General features: G+C 39.3%; 11 protein-coding genes and 1 tRNA gene. 1 reads left to right on the plus strand and 11 read right to left on the minus strand.

What is annotated here, in order from left to right; genetic code table 11:
• The first annotated feature begins 10 nt into the window (after positions 1–10).
• Positions 11–436 (plus strand): SRPBCC domain-containing protein, encoded by a 426-nt coding sequence (locus G7092_RS11115; protein ID WP_166089180.1) that lies wholly within the window; start codon positions 11–13, stop codon positions 434–436.
• Positions 437–920: 484 nt separating this feature from the next.
• On the opposite strand, the gene G7092_RS11120 is transcribed toward G7092_RS11115, so the two are convergent.
• From G7092_RS11120 to G7092_RS11170, 11 genes are all read right to left on the minus strand, one after another.
• Positions 921–2,141, minus strand: coding sequence for a hypothetical protein (locus tag G7092_RS11120; protein ID WP_166089182.1), 1,221 nt, complete (start codon positions 2,139–2,141; stop codon positions 921–923).
• Positions 2,142–2,440: 299 nt separating this feature from the next.
• The gene (locus G7092_RS11125) at positions 2,441–3,742 is read right to left on the minus strand and encodes a DUF4302 domain-containing protein (protein ID WP_166089184.1); all 1,302 of its coding nucleotides are present in this window, start codon (positions 3,740–3,742) and stop codon (positions 2,441–2,443) included.
• 68 nt (positions 3,743–3,810) lie between these two features.
• On the minus strand, positions 3,811–4,710 hold the full coding sequence (locus G7092_RS11130; RefSeq protein WP_166089186.1) for a substrate import-associated zinc metallohydrolase lipoprotein: 900 nt from the start codon (positions 4,708–4,710) through the stop codon (positions 3,811–3,813).
• Positions 4,711–4,790: 80 nt separating this feature from the next.
• Positions 4,791–6,359: a RagB/SusD family nutrient uptake outer membrane protein gene (locus tag G7092_RS11135; RefSeq protein WP_202985256.1), complete on the minus strand. Its 1,569-nt coding sequence runs from the start codon at positions 6,357–6,359 to the stop codon at positions 4,791–4,793.
• Positions 6,360–6,376: 17 nt separating this feature from the next.
• The gene (locus G7092_RS11140) at positions 6,377–9,952 is read right to left on the minus strand and encodes a SusC/RagA family TonB-linked outer membrane protein (RefSeq protein ID WP_166089188.1); all 3,576 of its coding nucleotides are present in this window, start codon (positions 9,950–9,952) and stop codon (positions 6,377–6,379) included.
• A 250-nt stretch (positions 9,953–10,202) separates the two neighbouring features.
• A complete protein-coding gene (locus G7092_RS11145; protein WP_166089190.1) occupies positions 10,203–11,336 on the minus strand; it encodes a FecR family protein in 1,134 nt (377 codons plus the stop codon).
• A gap of 79 nt (positions 11,337–11,415) precedes the next feature.
• Positions 11,416–11,979, minus strand: coding sequence for an RNA polymerase sigma factor (locus G7092_RS11150; RefSeq protein WP_166089192.1), 564 nt, complete (start codon positions 11,977–11,979; stop codon positions 11,416–11,418).
• 336 nt (positions 11,980–12,315) lie between these two features.
• On the minus strand, positions 12,316–12,570 hold the full coding sequence (locus G7092_RS11155) for a hypothetical protein (protein ID WP_166089194.1): 255 nt from the start codon (positions 12,568–12,570) through the stop codon (positions 12,316–12,318).
• Positions 12,571–12,953: 383 nt separating this feature from the next.
• Complete coding sequence (locus G7092_RS11160; protein ID WP_166089196.1) at positions 12,954–16,334, minus strand: DUF6443 domain-containing protein; 3,381 nt, start codon at positions 16,332–16,334, stop codon at positions 12,954–12,956.
• 135 nt (positions 16,335–16,469) lie between these two features.
• A complete protein-coding gene (locus G7092_RS11165) occupies positions 16,470–20,051 on the minus strand; it encodes an RHS repeat domain-containing protein (protein ID WP_166089198.1) in 3,582 nt (1,193 codons plus the stop codon).
• A gap of 1,193 nt (positions 20,052–21,244) precedes the next feature.
• Positions 21,245–21,318 (minus strand) — tRNA-His (locus tag G7092_RS11170).
• Positions 21,319–21,342 lie beyond the last annotated feature (24 nt).

Raw genomic sequence — 21,342 nt, forward strand, 5'->3', positions numbered from 1 at the left:
ACTAACTATCATGAGGAACAACAACAAAACAACCATTACTGCAGAAGTAGAAATAGACGCCCCAATTGAAACAGTTTGGGCCCGATGGACTAAACCCGAACACATTATGCAATGGAATAATCCAACTGACGAGTGGAGAACTCCCAGAGTAGAAAATGATTTGCAGGCAGGTGGCAGGTTTCTATTTGTGATGGAATTAAGAGATGGAAGCTTTCATTTCGACTTTAAAGGAACTTATGATGAGATCAAACCTCATGAACTGATAACTTATACGCTTGACGATGGCCGTAAGTCGACAATAACTTTTACTACAAATAACGGAGTAAGAGTAACAGAAATTTTTGAACCTGAAAACAACCACCCCCTTGATATGCAAAAAGACTTTTGCCAGGCCGTATTAGATGGTTTTAAAAGATATGCCGAATCTGAAATTTAATGTCTATTGATAGGCTATTACACTAAATGAGTGGCCATTTTATTACAAAAGTGGGTTTACATGGTTTACACAATTTACGGTTTAAATCCATTTAAATAATTAATAATCAATTACTTAAATAAGTTTTATAATAATTTATGTAAACCATCATTATAAGCTATTTCATGCCGTCAAAGTAATGTGAATTTGATGCAAGGGATGAATGTAAAATATTAGTAAAGGGGTTAAATCCTCCCCCTATACGCAAACAAGTCGCGCTAATTAGCGCGACTTGTTTGCGTATTTTATAATAACCTCTAAACCATACGTATCACTAAGGATACCCCATTTACAGGATAGAGCCTTAGTGATTATACGGCTTGTCGGTACTAATAAAAACTCATCCAGGCCCGGGCATCAGTAGCATTAACCAAATCATAAGTTTTGGGGCCAGTTTGAATAACATAGAAGTTTTACTATCGATATATTATTAAAACCTATCAAGCTACATGTTATTCGAAAGAAAATACCGATTTTCTCCCCACATAATATAAAGCCCAGTATCCCCCATAAAAAACACCTTATTGAAGATAACGCCATCGAACATAAGCGGTTGATTTAACTTAATTGAATAATCAGGCCAATCTTCATCAAAATCAAAACTTGTTTGTTGCTGTTGAGGCAACCCTTGGTTGTCAATATAATTCAATACAATGTATTTCGAATCCAGATGAATACTAATTGAGGCTATAGGCGCAGTATCAGAAAGTTCCTGTATTTTTAATTCATAACTACCTCCAATTTTTTTCAAATAATCAGATATGGTCTTCGGGCTATTTAGCTTTGGATCGAAAATAACGGTTGGCGGTACAGTTGTTTTTACTGGAAGTAGTTTCATAGAGCTTGCCTGGATAGCCCCTATTAAACCTTGCTTAATTCGTTCATTTTCTCCGCTTTTTTGTATTCCACCTGGCTTTTTTGAGTCCTCATATACCGCTTTTCCCCAACCCCATATATAGCCCAGAGCGTCGGCTGCAATAACATTGGCTAAGCTCTTATCTGGGGGAGGAGGACCATTCACTGATTGCCCTGTGTTTAAATAATCAAAGTTAAAGTCATTTGATGATGAGGCTATACTTAATAACCCATTGAATAGCTCACCTTCGTTTGCGTTGTAAACAGTATTGGAATATTTGACTTTTATTGAGTTTAATTTCTCTTTAATTACGTTGTGATTCTCGGTGTTTGATAGTTGATTAGATGCATTTACCAGTACCTGCTCAATTTCTGCGACCATACCTTGTTCTCTCGTCGTAATTATTAATCCTGAGGTACTCACACTATTTACCGATGAGGTCCATTGTATTTGTAAATCATTGACGTTATTAATTGAAGCTGCATTTTGAAGGTTTTGTATAAGATTGGGGCTGGGCGTTGTTGCAAGAGCCAAGTAATCGCCTAAAGAACTTACATAAGCAGCGGCTTGTTGATAAACTTCTAAAGAAGTAGGTGCTTCAGCAGAGGTACTTGTAGTTTTTAAACGATTAGACTTGTTAAGATTACCGATAACATAAGCCATCCCACTATTATGATACTTACCGATGTTTGCAGTTGTTTTAAGCAAATCTTGAGTATCATCGTTTTTTGATGAGTTATTATTTTTTTTACAGGAATAGATAGCTCCAATAATTAACAGAGCACTAAATAAAAAGAATATTTTTTTCATTGGTGTGTGATTTATTATTAATAAGGTTAGTTTTTAAACATTTTTATACGAGTTAAACTCTCATGACGAATCCCAATAACAATTATTAAAAACAAGCATAGTATAGGTGCTATATGATATCCTAAAACATATGATCTCCAGCAAAGCCCCCATAACATCTTCTAATGAGTTTCCTCTGACAATTACGGAGGGAGTTAAATTATTGCCTTTGACATTTTATTACTATTCTAAACGATGTATATCACTAAGGATACCCAATTTACAGGATAGAGCCTTAGTGATTATACGGCTTGTCGGTACTAATAAAAACTCATCCAGGCCCGGGCATCAGTAGCATTAACCAAATCATAAGTTTTGGGGCCAGTTTGAATAACATAATAACCATTTGGATCCAAAAATTTATTGGTAGTTGCTGAAACTATTTGAGCCGAAGCAGCAGATGGAGCTCCTCCAAATCGTCCATAGTAGGTAAACACGATTTTTCCGTTAGCCGGTAATGATGCTACCAGGGCTGGGTCTCCGGCGCTATAGCTATTGGTAAAAAAGCCAAGCCTGTCATATACTGTTCCGGAGTCAAAACTTAACAGCCGATATACTAAATAGCTTAAACCGGGAATCGTTTTTATTTTGAATGCATCGGAAACATTATCCACCGTAAACCCTGCATTCGATAACCAATATGTATTACCGTTAGATGGCTTATTATGAAATGTAGTAGCGGCTGTCAAATCGTATTTTAAAGGTACAATAGCTTCTTTTATTTGTATTGCATTGTTATTTATCGTTAGGTTGACCCTGTGATTAACTGCATCGCCAGTTATTTTTTCTATAGTTGTTATTGAAGTTTTGCCAACTAAAAGAGGGGTACTAAGCACAATGTTATTAGTTGTACCATCAATATAAAAATTGCTGGAAACTGTTTTTAAATTTGTGTTGCCATCCAGATAAGAAAGATTTAGCACCTTATTTCCTTTATCAATATTGAGTTCGCAATCTATATCTCCTATGGCTATTCTTTTAAAATAAGTCCGTAAAGTGTTCAATGTATTAAACACTGTTGTGGTACCTGTTGTAAAAGAGGTGTATTCGGCCGTTGAAGCAGCTTTTATCAGGGTGAGCCTACTTCCCTTTTTATTGCCAATCAGGGTTATCGTATCGCCACTTGTTTTATCAAAAGAAAACTCAAAATCGGAGCTATAACCTGCGCCCGAACTACCACCAAGTACACTCGGATCAGGATCCGAAAGTAAATGTATATAGGAGTAGGTATCAAACACTAATGATGGTGCTTGCAGTTGTTTTATACTATAAGCGCTTTCCACCGCAGTAGTTGATGTTTCAGCATTTATATCAGAAAGCATGGTTGTTCTGTTGTCAGCTCCAAACTTTATTGAAAATAAATATATGCCGCCACCGCTGGGGTATAAAATAGCTTTCCAGCCATTTGGGGCAGTGGTTAATTGCGCCTGGTACTTACTAAGCGCTTCTGCGCTGCGCTCGGTAGGTGTTTTACCAAAATAGTCGGGATCATTTTTTTTACATGCCGATAAACCCGTTATCAGCAGCAGTAATAAATATGTCGGGTAAATATATTTTTTCATTGTATGTCTCAATTAATTTATTTCACAGTACACTCAACGCTTTGCGCGTCATTAAAACCGGTTATCATTTAATTGCTTATGGCTGCAATAGAAGCATGTACCCGTGTTTGTAAACTGTAAAAATCAATGTTAAAATTCTTCTTAAAATAATCTACTACAATAGCTTCTTTTTGCCTCATCTTAGCGATGCCGGCAGCATAAGCCGGATCAGGGATAAGTCGTTTTTTAGCGGGATCGGTAGGGTCAATGATGGTTTTGTTCAAATAAGCCTCATATCCATCCTTACCCCAGGTAAGCATCCATGAAACCATTTCGGCAATATCCTCGGTATATTTATCCCTTGCATATGCCGAAATAAAGCCCAATTGTAATGGGATCTCCTTGGCAGTAGCCCAGTTTCCGCTGTAATCCCCGGCAGATACCTTGGCATATTCAATTGGTATCACTTTTTTCTGGTTAAGGATGTGGGTAAATTCGTGGTTAATCACATGCACTAATTGTGTTACTGCACCTACATCTTTTAAATCTGTACCATTAACATTGGTCAATAAAATAGTGAGACCTCCCGATGCTTCACCCAGTACCTCGGTACCATCGGTATTTATTTCGGCACTTCCAGATAAGATTATTTGTTTAGGGGTATATATTTTCATGAATACATCGCTGCCGGTTTCGGCATTGTACGGATCAAGCCAGGCTTGTTTAACGCCCTCCATAAAAGGCATAATATTAGTCTCCTGAGGTGGCACCAAAACATATTGCTGGTCAAATAATGATTGATCCCATTTGTATTTAACATCAATGTTATAGGGTTTTACAAACTGAGTATTTAAATAGATATCAATAGCTGTTTTACCGGTAGTTTCGTTCCCTAAATAATTGTCTTGCAATACCAGTTTGTTATCCTTTTTACACGAAAAGAAAAATATCGTGAGCAAAAAAAGGACTAAGTATTTTCTGTCTTTCATCTTAATACTATTTTTTTATTAGAATTAAATATTGTTCAATGTTCTAAGCCTCATTATTAGATTACTCCTATTATGTAGCATCAACGCGGGTTAGGCGCAAGACCAGCCTGGCTTTGCGAGGTTTGCGGAATTTGCATTACCTTGCGCGGGTCATCGGCTGTAAGCGTGTAGCGTTCTACTTCTTTGCCTGAATTATCAAGTATGGTATGCGTTACCGGCAAATGATACCTCAAAATATCAAACCAACGCATTCCTTCATCTACATATTCATAGCGTTTTAAGTCAAGAATGGTACTGATCAGGGCATCTTTGGTAGAGCTTGTTTTATAATATGCCAGGGCTTTAGCTATGGTAAGGCTATTGGCAGCAGGGTCATAATTATTAATGATTGTACTTAAATAAGTGTTCAAACTGCTAACAGCAGCGTCATAATTTCCCTGCATAACCAATGCCTCGGCCCTGTTAAATAAAACTTCGCCGCTGCTTAATAAAGGGATATATATGTAGCCGTTGCCTATTTGAGTACTGCCTTGTACATAGATAAAGTTTTCCAAGAACTTATTTAGCCCTTTCATTTGTCCGGATGCTCCGTAACTCCTTATATCTACAGCCAGGGAGCCATTTACAATTCCTGGTATTTTAACAATATCAATCCTGATATTTGCATTAAGACCATATCTGAAATTTTGCCAATCTCTGGCCCAGTAGGAGGCTGTAGTAGCCAGCAACAGGTTGGCCTTTTGGGTTGATTTGGTGTATAAAGCCCTGAAGTCAAGGTCGGTGATTGGTTTGTAAACCGTATTCCAGGGTCTTAAATAGTTAATGGTCGTATTACCCGGAAAAGCCAGATCTGCTTGCTGAACCACTTTATCATACTGTTGTTTAAACAAGTAAAATCTGGCTGCAAAGGCATGCGCAGCCGTTGTTGTAAACCTGAAAGAAGGTACCTGATAAGCATTATCGTCTAGTAGTGGTATACCTGCAAGTATATCCTTCTCAATCATGTCGTAGACATAGGCCACCGTTTTACGATCATATTTTTTAAGCAATTGAGTTTCCGGCTCCGTTACATAAGGTATTCCCGGGTCAGTAGCTGCGGTAGCCGGGTTATAAGTTTTAGCATAAAGCGATACCAGCATAAAATGTGCGTAAGCCCTGGCCAGCAGAGCCTCGCCTTTATAAGGTTGATACGGCAGCGGGTTTGCAGCTTTATTACAAGCGTCAAGCGCCTGGTTAGCGGCGGCTATCGCGTTATAACAACCCAGCCAGTAATTGTCTGATGATCCTGAAATATTTGAAGGATAATCAATGTACTTGTAGGCATTTTCGTTTATAAGTGGATCAAGTGAACCCTGAGTAGCATATCCTCTGTCGCCGCTGTTATCAGACAGCGATTCACAAAAACTGATGTAATCAGCTGCAGGATATGCAGAAGTAAGTAACTGCGACACTTTGGTTGGGTTATCCAGTGTGGTACGGTTATCGGGTTGTTTATCCAGGTATTTATTACATGATGCCAATGTGATGGTGCTTACCAATGCAACAACGAGCATTAGCAAACTTCTCATAGATGTATTGCCACTTGCTTTTGATAACGCAGCAGCGGCGGTTCTATGAGCTGGTATATGTTGTTTTAAAACTAATTTCATAATGTTTGATGTATTTTTTAAAATCCAACTTTTAAAGAAAGTACCAATTGTTTTTGCAATGGCTGGGCCACACCGCCGGCGTTAAAAAATTCAGGATCCTGTCCATAAAGATTTTTATCGGCGAAAAGAAGCCACAGGTTTGTACCCGAGGCCGTAACCGAAGCATTACTCATGCCTATCCGCCTGGCAAAATCTACCGGAAGCTGGTAGGTGAAAGCCACATATTTTATTCTGACAAAACCACCGTTTGCTACCCTTGCCGATGAAAAATTATAATTATTATAAGGGTATGCATCTTGATTTACAGTGTAATAAGTTTCGGCATCAAGTATAGAAGGTACATTGGTTTTTGTTTCATCGCCAGGCACTTCCCATCTGTTGTTAAATTCTCTTGGAAAAGCATCCAGATCGGTGTATTTAGATTTAAATGCTGGGTTTAGTCGTATTTTATTACCCGCCTGGTAGGTGAGCTGTACTGTTAACGAAACAGGGCCGTAGCGGAAGCTATTGGTAAAACCACCTGTATAAGGCGGATCAACCGGACCCTCATATTTCAGATACTTAGTTACGTTTGATTGTAAATTAACAGCGTATCCTGTTTGTCCGGCTTCGTTCACAAACTTCGGGATACCGGTATAATGGTCGAGCCCTTTAAAATCAAGTGAGAACAGGGAGCTTACCGGATAACCTAGCTGATTAGCTCCCGCAGGCGCAAGCTGATCAAAAATAATTGGGGTATTTTTATAATTGGTTATTTTGTTGGTGTTGTAACTAAATATAAAAGTTGATTTCCATCCCCATTTTTTCTGCTTGATGATATCACCACCAATAGTAAACTCATAACCGTGTGAGCTAAGGTTGCCATAGTTTCCTTGTTTTATCTCCTGGCCGCCTATACCACTTGTACGGATGAAACCGATAAGATCAAACCCTCTCTTGCGATACACATCGGCAGTAAGGGTAAGCCTTCCATTAAAAAAGCCTGCATCTACCCCAATATTGCCCGAATATTGTTTTTCGAAAGTAAGATCAGAGTTTTGGAGATCTTTGATATAAATACCAGATTCAATATCCGAAGTATATTGTCTGAGTGTATTTTGGGTTTGCAAAACAACCGACGAATTTGTTGCCACTCCCGGAGCAGCAGACAAGCCATAACTTGCCCGCAATTTAAGAAGACTGATGCTGGATACATTTTGCATAAAGTCTTCCCTATCTATATTCCAGGCACCGCTTAGGCTCCAGGTTGGCAGCCAGTGCAGGTTACTTCCTATTCCAAACTGGTTGGAACCATCATATCGAATGGAACCGGTTAGTGTATAGCGCTCATTATAGGTATAATTTATATTTGAATAGTAAGATGCAAAGCGATCATAGGTGTAACCCATGCCAAAATATGGGTCATTTTGCTCGGTTCCTTTTTTAATAATACGTGAGTCAACCAAAACAGTACCTCCATAATCATATTGGTAGCCATAGCCATTGTTAAAGGCGTTTTGCCGCTCGGCATATTTTATTTCCTGTCCTAACAGGATATTAATGTTACTCTTCCCAAAATCTCTGACATAGGATAAATGATTTCTTACATCGTAACTCGATAATGAATTTTCTGTACGGTTATAAAGACCACCAGATGGCAGCACCACAACAGGCTCATTATTAGGAAAATCAGGATCTCTATAAAGAAAACTATTACCCTGAGCTATAGTTGGGTTGATATAAGCCCGGTAGGCATTGGCCTGGTTAGAGTTTTCGTTCACCAGGTTTTCCTGGGTAGTTTTTACATATCTGAACGCTCCCAGAAGATCATATCTTAAATATTTGCTTATCTGGTATGACAGATTGGTTTGCAGTTTAACATCAAGAGCAGTAAGCCTGATCTTGTTGTTCTGCAATTCATTAATAATATTAAAAGGAGCGTAATTACGCGTAAAATACTCCAGGTTCCCCTGGCTGTCGTATGGCGTAATAGCCCTGCTGGTAGTTAGCGCAAAATTATATGGATTAATATCAAAGCTTCGGGTTAACTGGCCATAAACCGGATCGGAGGCACGATTAACAGTACCGGGCGCATCCTGTTGCCTTAATGATGCCGTGGTTATGATACCAACTTTAACCTTATCAGAAATAGCGTAATTATTTTGTGAGTTAACCGTGTAACGCTTTACCTTATCGGCTATAGTCCATCCGTTATCATTTAAAAAACTTACGGAGGTATAAGATTGTGCTTTATCAGAACCGCTCGAAAAGCTAAGTGCATGTTCTTGCACTAAAGAGTTACGGAACAGCACTTTGAACCAATTGGTATTGGCTTCTGCATAACGTTTTAAAAAAGCGTTGCGGGCATCGGGGGTATTTAACAAACCAAAGGTTTTTGTGTCTGGGTCATACTGTAATGCATCGTACATTTTACCATATATACCCCTATCAGGATTATTACCGATATCACCCACATTGAGCATCCCTTTGCCGTACATCTCTGAGTAAACACTCATCTGTTCGGCCGAATTCATAATATTAAAGTTGTTGTAGCTGGGGCGCAATGAGGAGCTAAAATTACCGGTATAGCTTACTTGTAAAGGACCGGACTTGCCTTTTTTGGTATTAATAACCACCACCCCATTCATGGCCCTGGCACCATACAGCGAGGCTGCTGCCACATCCTTTAAAATATAAATGTCATCAATATCATTAACGTTTAAACCGGCAACAGATGAACCGAGAAGCGTAGAAGCATCACCACTGGATAGCTGGTCATTGGTCACATTGATTACATCCTCCAGCACAACGCCATCTACAACCCATAAAGGTTTATTGGCACCGGTAAGTGAAGTAACCCCTCTGATCCTGATTTTAGGGGCAGACCCAAATGTACCGGATACGTTTTGTACGGAAACACCCGCTACCTTACCCTCCAGCAAACGGCTAACATCAGTTGTACCATTCATTTTAATGTCTTCAGCCTTTAATCTGGCTGCGGCACCGGTAAACTTATTTTTGTCAAGTGTTTGATAACCAGTTACCACTACCTCTTTCAAAGCGGCAGCGTCTTCTTCCAGTCTAACAGACAATGTTGCGTTTTCCGCAGAAACTTCTATTTCCGCCTTTTTATAACCCAGCATCGAAAATAGCAGTTTGGCCCCCTTGTGAACCCGCAGCGTAAACTGTCCATTAGCATCGGTTTGAGTTCCGTTATTTAAACCTTTTTCTGTGATGGTTACGCCTGCGCCTTTTTCGTCTTTACCATTTTGCCGTCGCAAAAGCACTGTGCCCTTTACCGTAATTAGCTCATCCTGAACTAAAGGAGTATTGGATGTAACGATAATATTTTTGCCAATAACTTTAAAGCTAAGGGACATTTTATCGAAACAGTCATGTAAAGCTTTTTCAATAGTAGCGTCTTTTAAACGGATACTAATAGTTTTATTAGCCAGTTCCTTTTCATTATAAAAAAAATGATACCCAGATTGGTCACTGACCGATCGCAGGACTTTTTCAAGTGGAGCATTGGTTTCTTGTAAACTGATCTGGCTAAATCCTTTGGCGCTCGTCTGAAGAAGCGTAATAACCATCAAAAAGGTGGTTAATTTCATAACTTTTAAAAATTTGCGGAAATACCATGCCTTGGGCACAGCAAGAATAAACGAATAAAAATTCATTACATTTGTTTAGTTTGGGTTAATACATGGAATAGCGAAACAATTCTTTTTCCCGTAAGGGAGGGTTAATCCAACATTGCGCAGGGGTGCTCGAACACTTCTGCGCTTTTTTTGATTACCTTTTAGGAAGCTTGGTAGTTATTTTTCCATAATCTGTTTTTTAGTTTTTAATTAAGTTAATTGATCATTCGGTAACCGTTATTGTTATATCCTGGTTATTCTGTTTCATTTTGAAGTGTACCTTTAAATAACTTAATATATCCAACACCTCAGACATATTAACATTCCTGGTAATTTCACCAGAAAACTCAACGTCAGGTATCTTACCCTCATAATTCACATTCACATTATACCATCTTGAAAGCTGGCGCATTACTGTCGATAAACTGGCTTTATGAAATTTGAACAATCCATTTTTCCAGGCCAGGACTTCTGCCACATCGGCATTATCCGTAATTCTTATACCCTGATTTGTGGGCTGGTTTGGAAATTGTGATTGCTGGCCTGGCTTTAGGATAATGTTTTCTTTATTTCCACTGATCTTAACACTTCCTGCTATCAGCGTCACTTTTGTAAGCGGTTCATCAACATAGCTATTTACATTAAACTGCGTACCTAAATCTTCAATAACCTGATTTCCTGCTATAATTCTAAAGGGTTTAGCAGCGTTGTGTACCACTTCGAAATAAGCTTCGCCGGTAATTTCAACTTTCCTTTCGTCGCCATTAAAAGCTACGGGGTATTTTATGGAGGAAGCCGCGTTAAGCCAAACTTTAGTACCATCGGCCAGTACCAAACTGTATTGACCACCCCGCGGTGTACTGAGGGTATTGTATAACATGACAACTGTTGGATCCTGTTTTTCAGAAGCAGTATAAAGCACTTTTCCATCTGCTGTTCTGTCTACGGCTACGCCACCTTGTTCTGCCAATTTCCCAACCTGATTGGCAGATAGAACCACTTTTTTTCCATTTGCGAGTGTTAAAATCGCCTTATCACTTCCTGGCGGAACATTATAAGTATATTTTTCTACCCCCTGCGGTAAGCGGTGTTTATGCCATAAGAAATAACTGCCTATCGATAAACAAAACAACAAAACGGCAGCTGCCGAAGTTATCCAGGGGATTAATGATTTGATTTTTCGTTGAGGTAAGGCTGTTTGAATGGAAAGTATCTCGGCTAATTGATCATTAGTCAGTTCAGGCAATTTTTGGAATTCAAATTCGCTGTACCAGGATTCAAGCAACGTTTTTTCAGCCTCGGTGCATTTTCCGGCGTTGTATCGGTGTAATAATTTTTTAAAATCCTCGATATTCATTCCCCATTGGTGTAAAATATAACTGTAAGACAGTTATATCCCCACCCAGGGGCTAGTTGATTTAATAAAAATTTAACATTTAGTATAAATTCAATAAAATTCCAACCATAATTAACAGTTCAAATTTAGGCCGTAGCATTTTTAAGGCACTTTTGATGTGATTTTTTACGGTAAATACAGAAATATTTAATTTTTCCGCAATTTCTTTGTGAGAAAGATTCCCTTTTCTGCTTAAAACAAAAACTTCCTTCATTTTTTCAGGAAGGGCATTAATCTCTTTATCTATAAGAGCTACCAGCTCTTTTTCCCGTATCAAAAAGTCGGTTAAATGATTTTCGTCTGCAACAAATTGTATAAATGAAGAAGCATATTTCGATTCAACCTTTTTATGCTCAATGTAATTTAATATTTTATTACGAACAACGGTATACAAAAACCCGGCGAGATTTTTTGTATCAGGTATTTCACCCCTGTCTTTCCACAAAAAAGAGAAAGTTTCCTGTACTATATCTTTAGCCTCTTCAAAATCTCCAAGCTTTTTATAAGCATGTATAAGTAAAATGCCTTTATAGCGACGATAAATTTCGGTATAAGCTCCCCGATCTCCTGATCTAAGTAAAGTGATTAATTCAGTATCGTTCAAGGCTCTATATCATACTATTCTTTAAAGGCTAATATAACTTATAAATCGATTTAAAAAAATTTATAGGTGGAAAAAGCAGATCAAGCTTCAATAAATTTCACCATGCAGATAATGAATATCAGCCAACTAACTACATAAAATACCACCGTGACATGGCGAGAACAAGACAAGCATGTCTAATTTTCGGTTATTTCATTTTCCTACCGGTGATTATATAACATGCAAAGACTCGAATAGCTTATAAAAAGTAAAAACCAACCACTGTGGTTGGTTCTCTGTTGTGTTTACCTGTCCAGGTTACCACAAGCGGGGGCACTTGCGATAGTCGTGGAAGAATTATAAGCTATTAATATCGCTATTTTGATTCAGGTCAGCATCTGAAGAAATAACTACTGTTCTTCTTGTATAATCTAAAATCAGAACACCTATTATCACTTGTATAATATTAAATATAAAGCTGTTAAACTTTATTATTTTAAAATTATTATTAAAACCATCTAGTAAGTCAGCTATTGCGTCAAAGCCAAATGCGAAAATCAAGGCTATACTCACCCAAAGTATAATACATATTTTTGCATATCTATTTTTCATCAGAATTAAAACCAGCAATATAATATCAAAGCAAATTGATAATAGGCCCGACCAAAGAAAGAGCCTGATAGATACATAAGTATTATATATCAATAAAATACTTAAATAACTAATCAAAAGGGAGCGAAATGTTTTGTTTGTAAAAATTACTCTTTTCATCTGACGTTGATTAAAAACGTTTAAGTCCTACATAAAATAACACTACCCCCCCTAACATCATTACTATTGATGATAGAAGTAGATTAAAGTCATATACGCTAGAAATTTTGCTTCCATTATTGGTTTGTTTCATACTATATATGAATAAGGGTATTCCGAAGCCCAAACAAGCCAAACCTTCTAATATAATTTTCATTTATATATTGATATGCAACTCTTTAATTTTATTTTTCTTTATCTTCTATTTTTTCTTTCGCCTTATCCAATGCTTTATCTACCTTATCTCCAATTAATATCTTTTGTGTATCGTTTATAACTTTCTTCTTAACTCCGCCGTCTAACACCTTGTCCGTAACGGTTGATACACCATAAGAGAAAATAGAAAAAACTGCATTTTCATATTTTCCATCATAAAGTTGATTAAAAATATCCATTCCATTTGCAACGTTATCAGCAACGCCGACTGCGCCCAGTACAGGCACTGATACCTCTGGGGCAACAGGTGACACTGTCACCGCGGCTTTCTTTACAGGTGCAACAACCTGGTGAATGGCTAGAGGAACACCCTTTCTAATTACTTTAATAGCTCCCCTAACTACAATTGCTCCGTCTCTTGCTTCACTTGTAGTTTGAATTATTTTTCTTGTCTGATTACTCATTGGCACATCGTCTGGTACAGGCGAAGGTTTATTGGTTAATAATCTCATAAGTGCATTAAAAGCTACTTTATACCAAGGTGGATCACCTGGCCCCATCCCATCCGGGTCAACAAATCGTATCGGATTATTAAAACCGTAATTATACGGCGACCACCGTCTCATTTTTTCCGCCTTTGGATCTACACTCGTCCATCTGGCAATCACCGGATCATAGAACCTGGCACCGTAATCGTATTGCCCCAGTTCTTCCTGCAATTCCTTCTTGTTGTAAAGGTACTCATTCTTCGGACTCACCGTAGTACCCCTCGATATTTCCATCCCGAAAGGATAATAGTCATCTTGCTGTTTGATCGATGTTGCTGAGTTCTGATCGAAGCTTAAACGTGTATTCCCCAAATGATCTGTCAGGCTGTATTCATACAGATAACTGCTGCCGCTGTTGATCGCCCGCCCCTCTTCGGTTTCGATAAAGATAATGTTGCCATTTTCATAATGAATACCACTGATATAATCCGTTGTAGTTGCCCCGTTGTTTTTTCGTAACTTTTGGCCTGTTGCATCGTAGGTGTATGTCAGGTTAAAACCTGTTCCCGTTATATTCTGTGGCAGGTTCAGTAGGTTATAGGTGCTGACGGTCTTTTGGGTACGGGCATCGAATTTCACGTTACCATTGAAGTCATAGGTATAGATACCATTGGTTAACCCGCTTACTGACTGCAACTGGTTTCCTGCATAGTTATACGTATAAGTTGGCGGCGTGGGCAGTGAAGGTGCTCCTCTGGTTAAATGCTGAATGTTTCCCGCCAGGTCATAATCTATCCCCGATTCGCTATAATTGTCCGAGGAAGGGGTGTATATACCTGCCGTCAATCGGTTTAGTGCATCATAGCTGTAATTATACGTCTTACTTGCTCCACCCTGTATTTGCCAGGTCTGATTACTGATATTACCATTGAAGGGAGCTGTATTACCATTAGTGCCGCTGTTGTAAGTTAACTGCATAGCAAACAAAGGAGAGGTACTGCTCTTTAACCAGCCCCGTTCGTTATAGGTATAATTGATGTCTTGCAGGAATGGCGCTGCTCCAGAAGCTCCGTGCAGGTGCTTTGTCAGTACCTGACCGATCTCGTTATAATCGGTTTGGCTTAACAGCACATTCGGTCCTCCATTGATCTGTTCAAAGGTTTGTATTTTACGCCCCATATGATCGTATCTGTAAGTATTATTGATCGTCAGCTTGGGGGTACCGATCAGCGCTGAAGTAAAATGTCGCCGGCTAACGGAGGTATCCTGATTAGTAAAATTATAGGCAGTGAGCACCACATCAAAATTGGATACATTTGATGTTCCACCCAGGTAATGCTGTTGGTAAGTCCGTGTCTCTCTGCCCAGGTCATCATAATAATGTACCGTCCACAGGTAATCCGGAGTCGTATTGGTCGCCGTATTCAAGACCACGGTTTTACTTGCGGTTAACAACCCATCAGTCATCGTGCTCACGCCGCTGCTTACCTGGTAACCGGTCGGCAGACCTGGCATATTATTATAATTATCATAGTAATTTACCTGGAGTACCGTCCCCCTGGGATCAATGTTACTGTAACCTGTAGGTGTAGTTCCATCAGGACTTAACCATAATGTGGTCTGGGCATTGGCCCAGGTGATCAGCCAGTTCTTCAGCGTATGATCCGGCTTGCTTAGATTCGTATCTCCATTACTCCCGGAAGCTCCGGTTGAATTCCACAGCCCCCGGATCACTTCCCGGCCCACCCCATCATATTGCATATAGGTCCATATTTGCGGCGTTTGTGCACGCTGGTTTGCGTCCTGGGTAAAAATAACCTGATCCAATGTATTATATACCATAAACTCCCAGCCTTTGCCAGGCAGTTTTTTCTCTGTCAATCGGTTCCGTTCATCATAACAATACTGGTAGCACAGATTGTCCAGGGTGGATTGATTATTGGTACTATTTAGCCCGTTATCTGGGGTTGCACCTGGCGGCAATACAAAAGCCAGATTACCCAAATCATCATATACGTAATAGGTCGACAATACCTGTACAGTTGTACCCATCTGGTTAAAGGTCCTCTTCAGTACCACATGATTATCTTTATCCTTATACTCTTCCGTGGTACCTATTTTTCCGCTCACCCAGTTCTCATCTTTACTTACCGTTACATATAATTGGCCTGCGGCGTAGGTAGTTCCGCTTAACCAATTCAAGCTTCGGCTTTGGTCGCTATTGATTGTAACCGTATACAAGTTTGCCAGGTAACTGTTGGCATCTCCCAGCGCAGTGGTATTATTGGTGGTATAATCTATCTTATTGGTATGTCCGCTGGTACTGCCAGGCACCGGTTGCCAAACCGCTCCTGCCGCTCCCTGCTCTATTACCCGGTTTAGTGGAGAGGGCTCAAAGTTGGTCAATGCATACGGAGCTGTGATTTGTGACACGCCGGATCCAGATGGCGGACTATTATAAAATGTTCCCTGATCGCTGGTCGCTGTGCTTTTATAGCTCCCGTCAGCAGTACCCTGTACCACATAAGGCAGGTACTTCTGTACTTCCCGCCCTAACGGATCATAGACAATAGGTAGAACAACATCCTTGCCCAAGGCCGAACCCTTTACCTGTACGGTTTGCAGAGCACGGCCCAATCCATCAAAATACTGTACAGTTTGCATCAATTCACAGGTGCTTCGGCTGGCAAGATCTCCTGTGTTTGGTGTCGTACCTGTATTCTGCATCCCGCTTATACGCGGAATAGAAGTGACAATATAGTTCTGATTTGCATCAAAACTACTTGCCAGTGGCTGGCAGTCAGGATTGGCGATGTACAACCTAACACTTTGACCTGCTCCTGGTGTGACTGTTGTACCAGGGCCAAGGAAAATACTGCTATAATTATAATATTGGCCAGGAGCCACAGCGGTTCCGCTCAACTGGCTCGTTGTTACGTATTGTGCTTGGGAGCTAATTGCCGATAGCAAAAGAAACATTGCGATTAGCAAGCCTTTGAATCGGATTTTATATAGATGATAGATGATGATCATGTTGATAAGGTTTATGATGGATGCTTATTGGCCCTGATAATGATAATCTGTGTGTTTGATAATGTTCCCGTCTTTATCTTTCACATTAATCAATCGCTGAAAGCTATCGTATTCATAATATACGATCTCATTCTTCGTGTCTGTCATACTCGTCATTCCCACTAATGGATCGTAGGTATACGTGGTCATCTGCGCCCCCGCTGGGTAAAAACGCACATCATCTATTTGACCGCTAAGGTTAATAGTATAGGTATTATTTGTGACTGCTATATTAAAAAGGGTTTGCAGTACCCAATTACCCCCGTTCTTTTGCCAGTAACTCAGTTTATATGTCCCATTGTCGATGCCTGTTAACACTTTGGAATAACCACTGGCATTGTTAAAACTATAATGGCCGGTCTTGGCATCTCCAGAAGCTGTATTCCCGTCTCCTTCTTCAAATCCGGTATAAAAAATATTTTTCTTTAAAGCATTGCTTACCTGAACTGTTTGGTATTGTTTGTTATACCCCCATTGATAGGCATTGCTGGATACGCCTTTATTAGTTACCTGTTCTATATTATTTCCCGTATCATACTGGTCTAAGCTTTGGTCCAGATCGTAGTGGGCATCTTTGGAAATCCCGGAGGTTGAAACAACTGCCTGGGTAAAATTAGGCACTGCCATATTGGTGTGAAACACATAAGACATACTCGGAACCGGAAGGTCCGGCTTGTATGTAATAACGGTCCCGCTAACTGTGCTCAAACTGTTATCTGCATTTCTCTGTTGCGTGTAGCTCTCAACCAAAGAATTAATATTATTGCTGAACATATTCTGATAGCCCAGATAATCTACCTGGCTTGAGCTTTGCGAGAGGTCTATATCTTTTACAAAGGTCCGATGAGTAACCCAATGCTTACCATTGCTTTGATCTGATTCTTCAACATTTGGATTTAAGCTATTGTAATTATAAGTATATGATTTAGAAGTTGTCACATTATTATTGGTATAAAACTCTGTTACCGTTTCGCTTGACGGTACTTTAGCTACCTGGGTGATGGTCTGGTATTCAGCAATAACGTTGTAATGCGGTATTCCTGCGGTATAATTAACTCCGGGGTTGGCCTGATGGAAGAAAGCATAATTCCGTAATCGCCCCCTTTTGAGACCTCTGACCCATACAGGGCCTGTATTTTTTGGGGTAAATAGCTGATATTGGAAGGCATGTTCTTTAAGTTTAGTTCCCGAAGCATTAAAAAAAGTCTCATCGAGCAAAAGGCCGCGGTTCCAGTCATAGTTGGTATTGGGTGCAAACGGAAAAGTATTGGGTACCCCCTCATCCCCGGTATTTAATAAGCTAAATAAGACAGCTGGAGAATTGGGGTTATAGATATCATTACCATACACCTGCAAAGGCATGGGCGCTACAGCGGTAAACAGCCCATCACATGACCCGGACTGATCAACCAAACAGCCATTAATACTATAATCACCTAATATCCCGAAACCTCCGGGTACGCTATATTTTCTTATCGTTTTGCTATTATCAGCCAGGGTTTCGGTAATTTCCCGATAACCTACATTAACCCCGTCAAAACCGCTTAATACGCTATTTGATATATCCGAGCGCATCGTATTGCGCTGGTAGGTATTGATGGTGCCGTCATCGTAATGAGTAATCATTTCGTTATAAGCAAAAATGGGCATATTGAACAAAACGCCGCTAGAATTTACATTATCTGATGAGTTTAAATAACTATAGGTTTTTATTATATCATTGGCGTGATTTACACCATCATAAGCAACGGATTGCTTTAGCCGCAAGCCACCACCAGTAATATTATGGCCATTATAATTAAAGGTATGTGGTTCGAAGGTAAACTGTGTATATCCCCCTGTCGGAAATGTTATACTCTTAAGTGTGCCGGAAAGAATGGCCGCTGCATTTGTGTTCCTATCCGCTCCCGGAAGAACCAGTTCTGATCCCCAGTGATCCTGCTTAAAGATACTATACTGGTTCTCAACTGGTCCTCCATCCTCCGTGCTCGCGTTGGGATAAATATACAATTTGGGTATTGGGGTGCTGCAGCTATTATTGTTGAAATAGCCCCAGAAATCTTTTTGATAAGAAAAACGATCAGGCAAAGGAATGGTTTCATTATAGCCAAAAGAATAATATGAAATAGGGGTTCCGGAATTCCCCCCAACAGAAAGCGTATTTAGTAAAAGGTGAAGCCTGGAATCACCATATTTTGCAGCATTTACGGTGTCTCCATCAAATACCTTTTGAGGTTTAGTTAAGTCGGCCATAACGTGATAAATCAAATGAAATTCTTTGATTGGGTTGGGGTTCAATTGCCCGTTTGATTTGGAATAAACATCGATATAATCAAGGGAGTTCATCCCATTTACATCAGGTCGCGCGTTTTCTCCCGTAAAAGTTATTTTAAAACTGGTTCCTTCTATCGCTGTCAATCGCTTTCCAAACACATGTGAGGTAACCCGTTCCTGACCAAAGTCGACTCCATTATTAAAATCAGTTGGCTTGATGTTGCAACCATCGGCATCAGAGAGATTAATTGGCGAATTAATAGCCTGGGTATTGTTGGCAAGATCATAAATATACGTTTCATCGGCGTAGGTAAAGTTAACCGTGTCTTTTTGAGCAGTAACTATCTTGGATAGATACCAGGAGGATGTATAGATAGGCCCTTGGGACTGGTAATAATCTGAGCTAACACTGGCGGTTCCGCCACCTGACTCTTGATCTGTAATATCATAGGGATCGACATTGAAAGCCCCGAGATCTACACCTTGAACGGGATCTTCAGGTGTACCAACTAACTTTCCAAAAACATGCATGAATAATTTTTCAGGCACATCAAAATAATACCGATCTCCATTGGTATCTGTAATTATAAATTGGGTAATCGAGCCGTAATTATTATCCTCGCCTCCATAACCGTCCTGGGCCATACTATATTCTATTTTGAGGTCCTGATAAGGTATCATCAAAACCTGCCGGCCATTTGGGCCAGTGACATTATCATCCTTTGGCTTCAAAATGAACTTACCTGCTCTCCCATTAAAATTGAAACAAAAGATATCTGGTTCAGTGTCAAATCCAAAATTTCTAATAAGATTAACATCGGCGGACATTTTTTCCGGCTGTGTAGTATTGATATCTAATTTGGCCACTGCAAACGTAGGCGGAGGAGGGTTAACAAAGCCCGGTTGGTAATAATTATAATGAAGCATACCTGTATTATAATCGATGGTATGGTTACAATCATCCGCTATGTTAACGACACTTCTGGTAACCACTCCACCACAATTCAGAGACCAACCCAAGCCCACCCAGCTTGCTATTTGATCTACCTTAATACCGGAAGCATCATAGCTTAGGCTAAGCGGCAAATTCGTTTTTTTTAATTCGATATCAATCAAGGGAATATTGATGGCAGGCACACCCCGAAAATCACTTACTGGATAGTTGCCATAGACACCTAATGATGTGGCTGTCGGACCAGGTGGCGTGGTTTTCCCAACTCTGGAGTATATAGCTTGTCCGTGACCCTCTTTTAAAGAACAAAGGAGCGCTATCGATAGGAGTATTTTTTTCATTTTTTTACAAAGCGGTTTTATGAAACATGAGTGGTATTGTTGCACTTTTATGAGTAGCAGATGATATATGATTTAGTGGTTTCTAGTCCCCTGCTACTATTTCCTGTAACTGATATTTAATATTCTTAATTTATTTTCTTTGACTTTGATTGATCTGATGTTCTGCTTCTAATTATTTTTGATTTTCTATGAGATACAGTGCCAACCATCCACTTTCATCTCGCTCATATCCAATTTCTTTTTTATCATTTTTTGTTCGGACGGAATTTCTGGTAAATGCTTGTTTATTGTTATAGATATGGTTGCCTGCAGTTGTTCATTGAACATGAGAAATTTGTTCAACGCCGAGCCTTGTGTGCGTGCTTAATTTTCATGATTTAATCCAAAAAGGCTTAGTTTAACTGCATCAAGGTTGTTGACATCAGCCCAATTCATGGTCACTGATGAGGTTCCTTTGTTATTGAGTTATAGCTATCACATTAAAAAATATCCTGGATTATTTAGCTGTGAAGCCACTATTAAATGTGATGATTTTGAGTAAAATCTAAGGGAAAAAAGATTCATATCGTTGTGATAGGTTTAGTTAGATATTAGGGTTTAGATTATTTAATATATTGTCGATAAGTTGATATAAAACTATGTTCTTTAAGTACAAGAAACAATATCAATACCTCAAAAATGTTACATCTTCACAATTTCTTCACAATTTCTCATGTCCTTTTATGGACTAATATCAATTACGAAATTTTTATCGGGTGGAGGCAAGAGATTTGCCAATCGAGTTACATCCAGATGTATGGCATGCCATCCAACACAAGCAATTTCATTCGGTATTCTGCAATTTCGGTTTAAATCACAGAAAGCAAAAACTTGTCTTTTACAGAAAAGTCTTTTTCAAGTTGCTTTTCCCAGCAAAATAATTGATGGTAATGTAAGTTACTTTTCTATTGTGAGTCAATCGATACTTGATATTATAAGTACTGTCTCCTCTTTTGTGATGTCTGAGAACCAAACCTTTGATTAAAGTCGTACTAAATAAGTTCGATGTAAAACATTTTCGTCAAGATGGGCAATTTTTCGTCTTAAACACAACGCATCAGCTTACAAGTGACGAACATTATTTTTTATCAGAAACCTACCCAGAGGGCATAAAAAAAGCCCTTTTACTACTGTAAAAAGGCTTTTTAGAAAAGGGTAAATGATGGGGCTCGAACCCACGACCCTCGGTACCACAAACCGATGCTCTAACCAACTGAGCTACATCTACCGTTTGGAGAGTGCAAAAATAGAA

This window comes from Mucilaginibacter inviolabilis (assembly GCF_011089895.1).
Classification (GTDB): Bacteria; Bacteroidota; Bacteroidia; order Sphingobacteriales; family Sphingobacteriaceae; genus Mucilaginibacter; species Mucilaginibacter inviolabilis.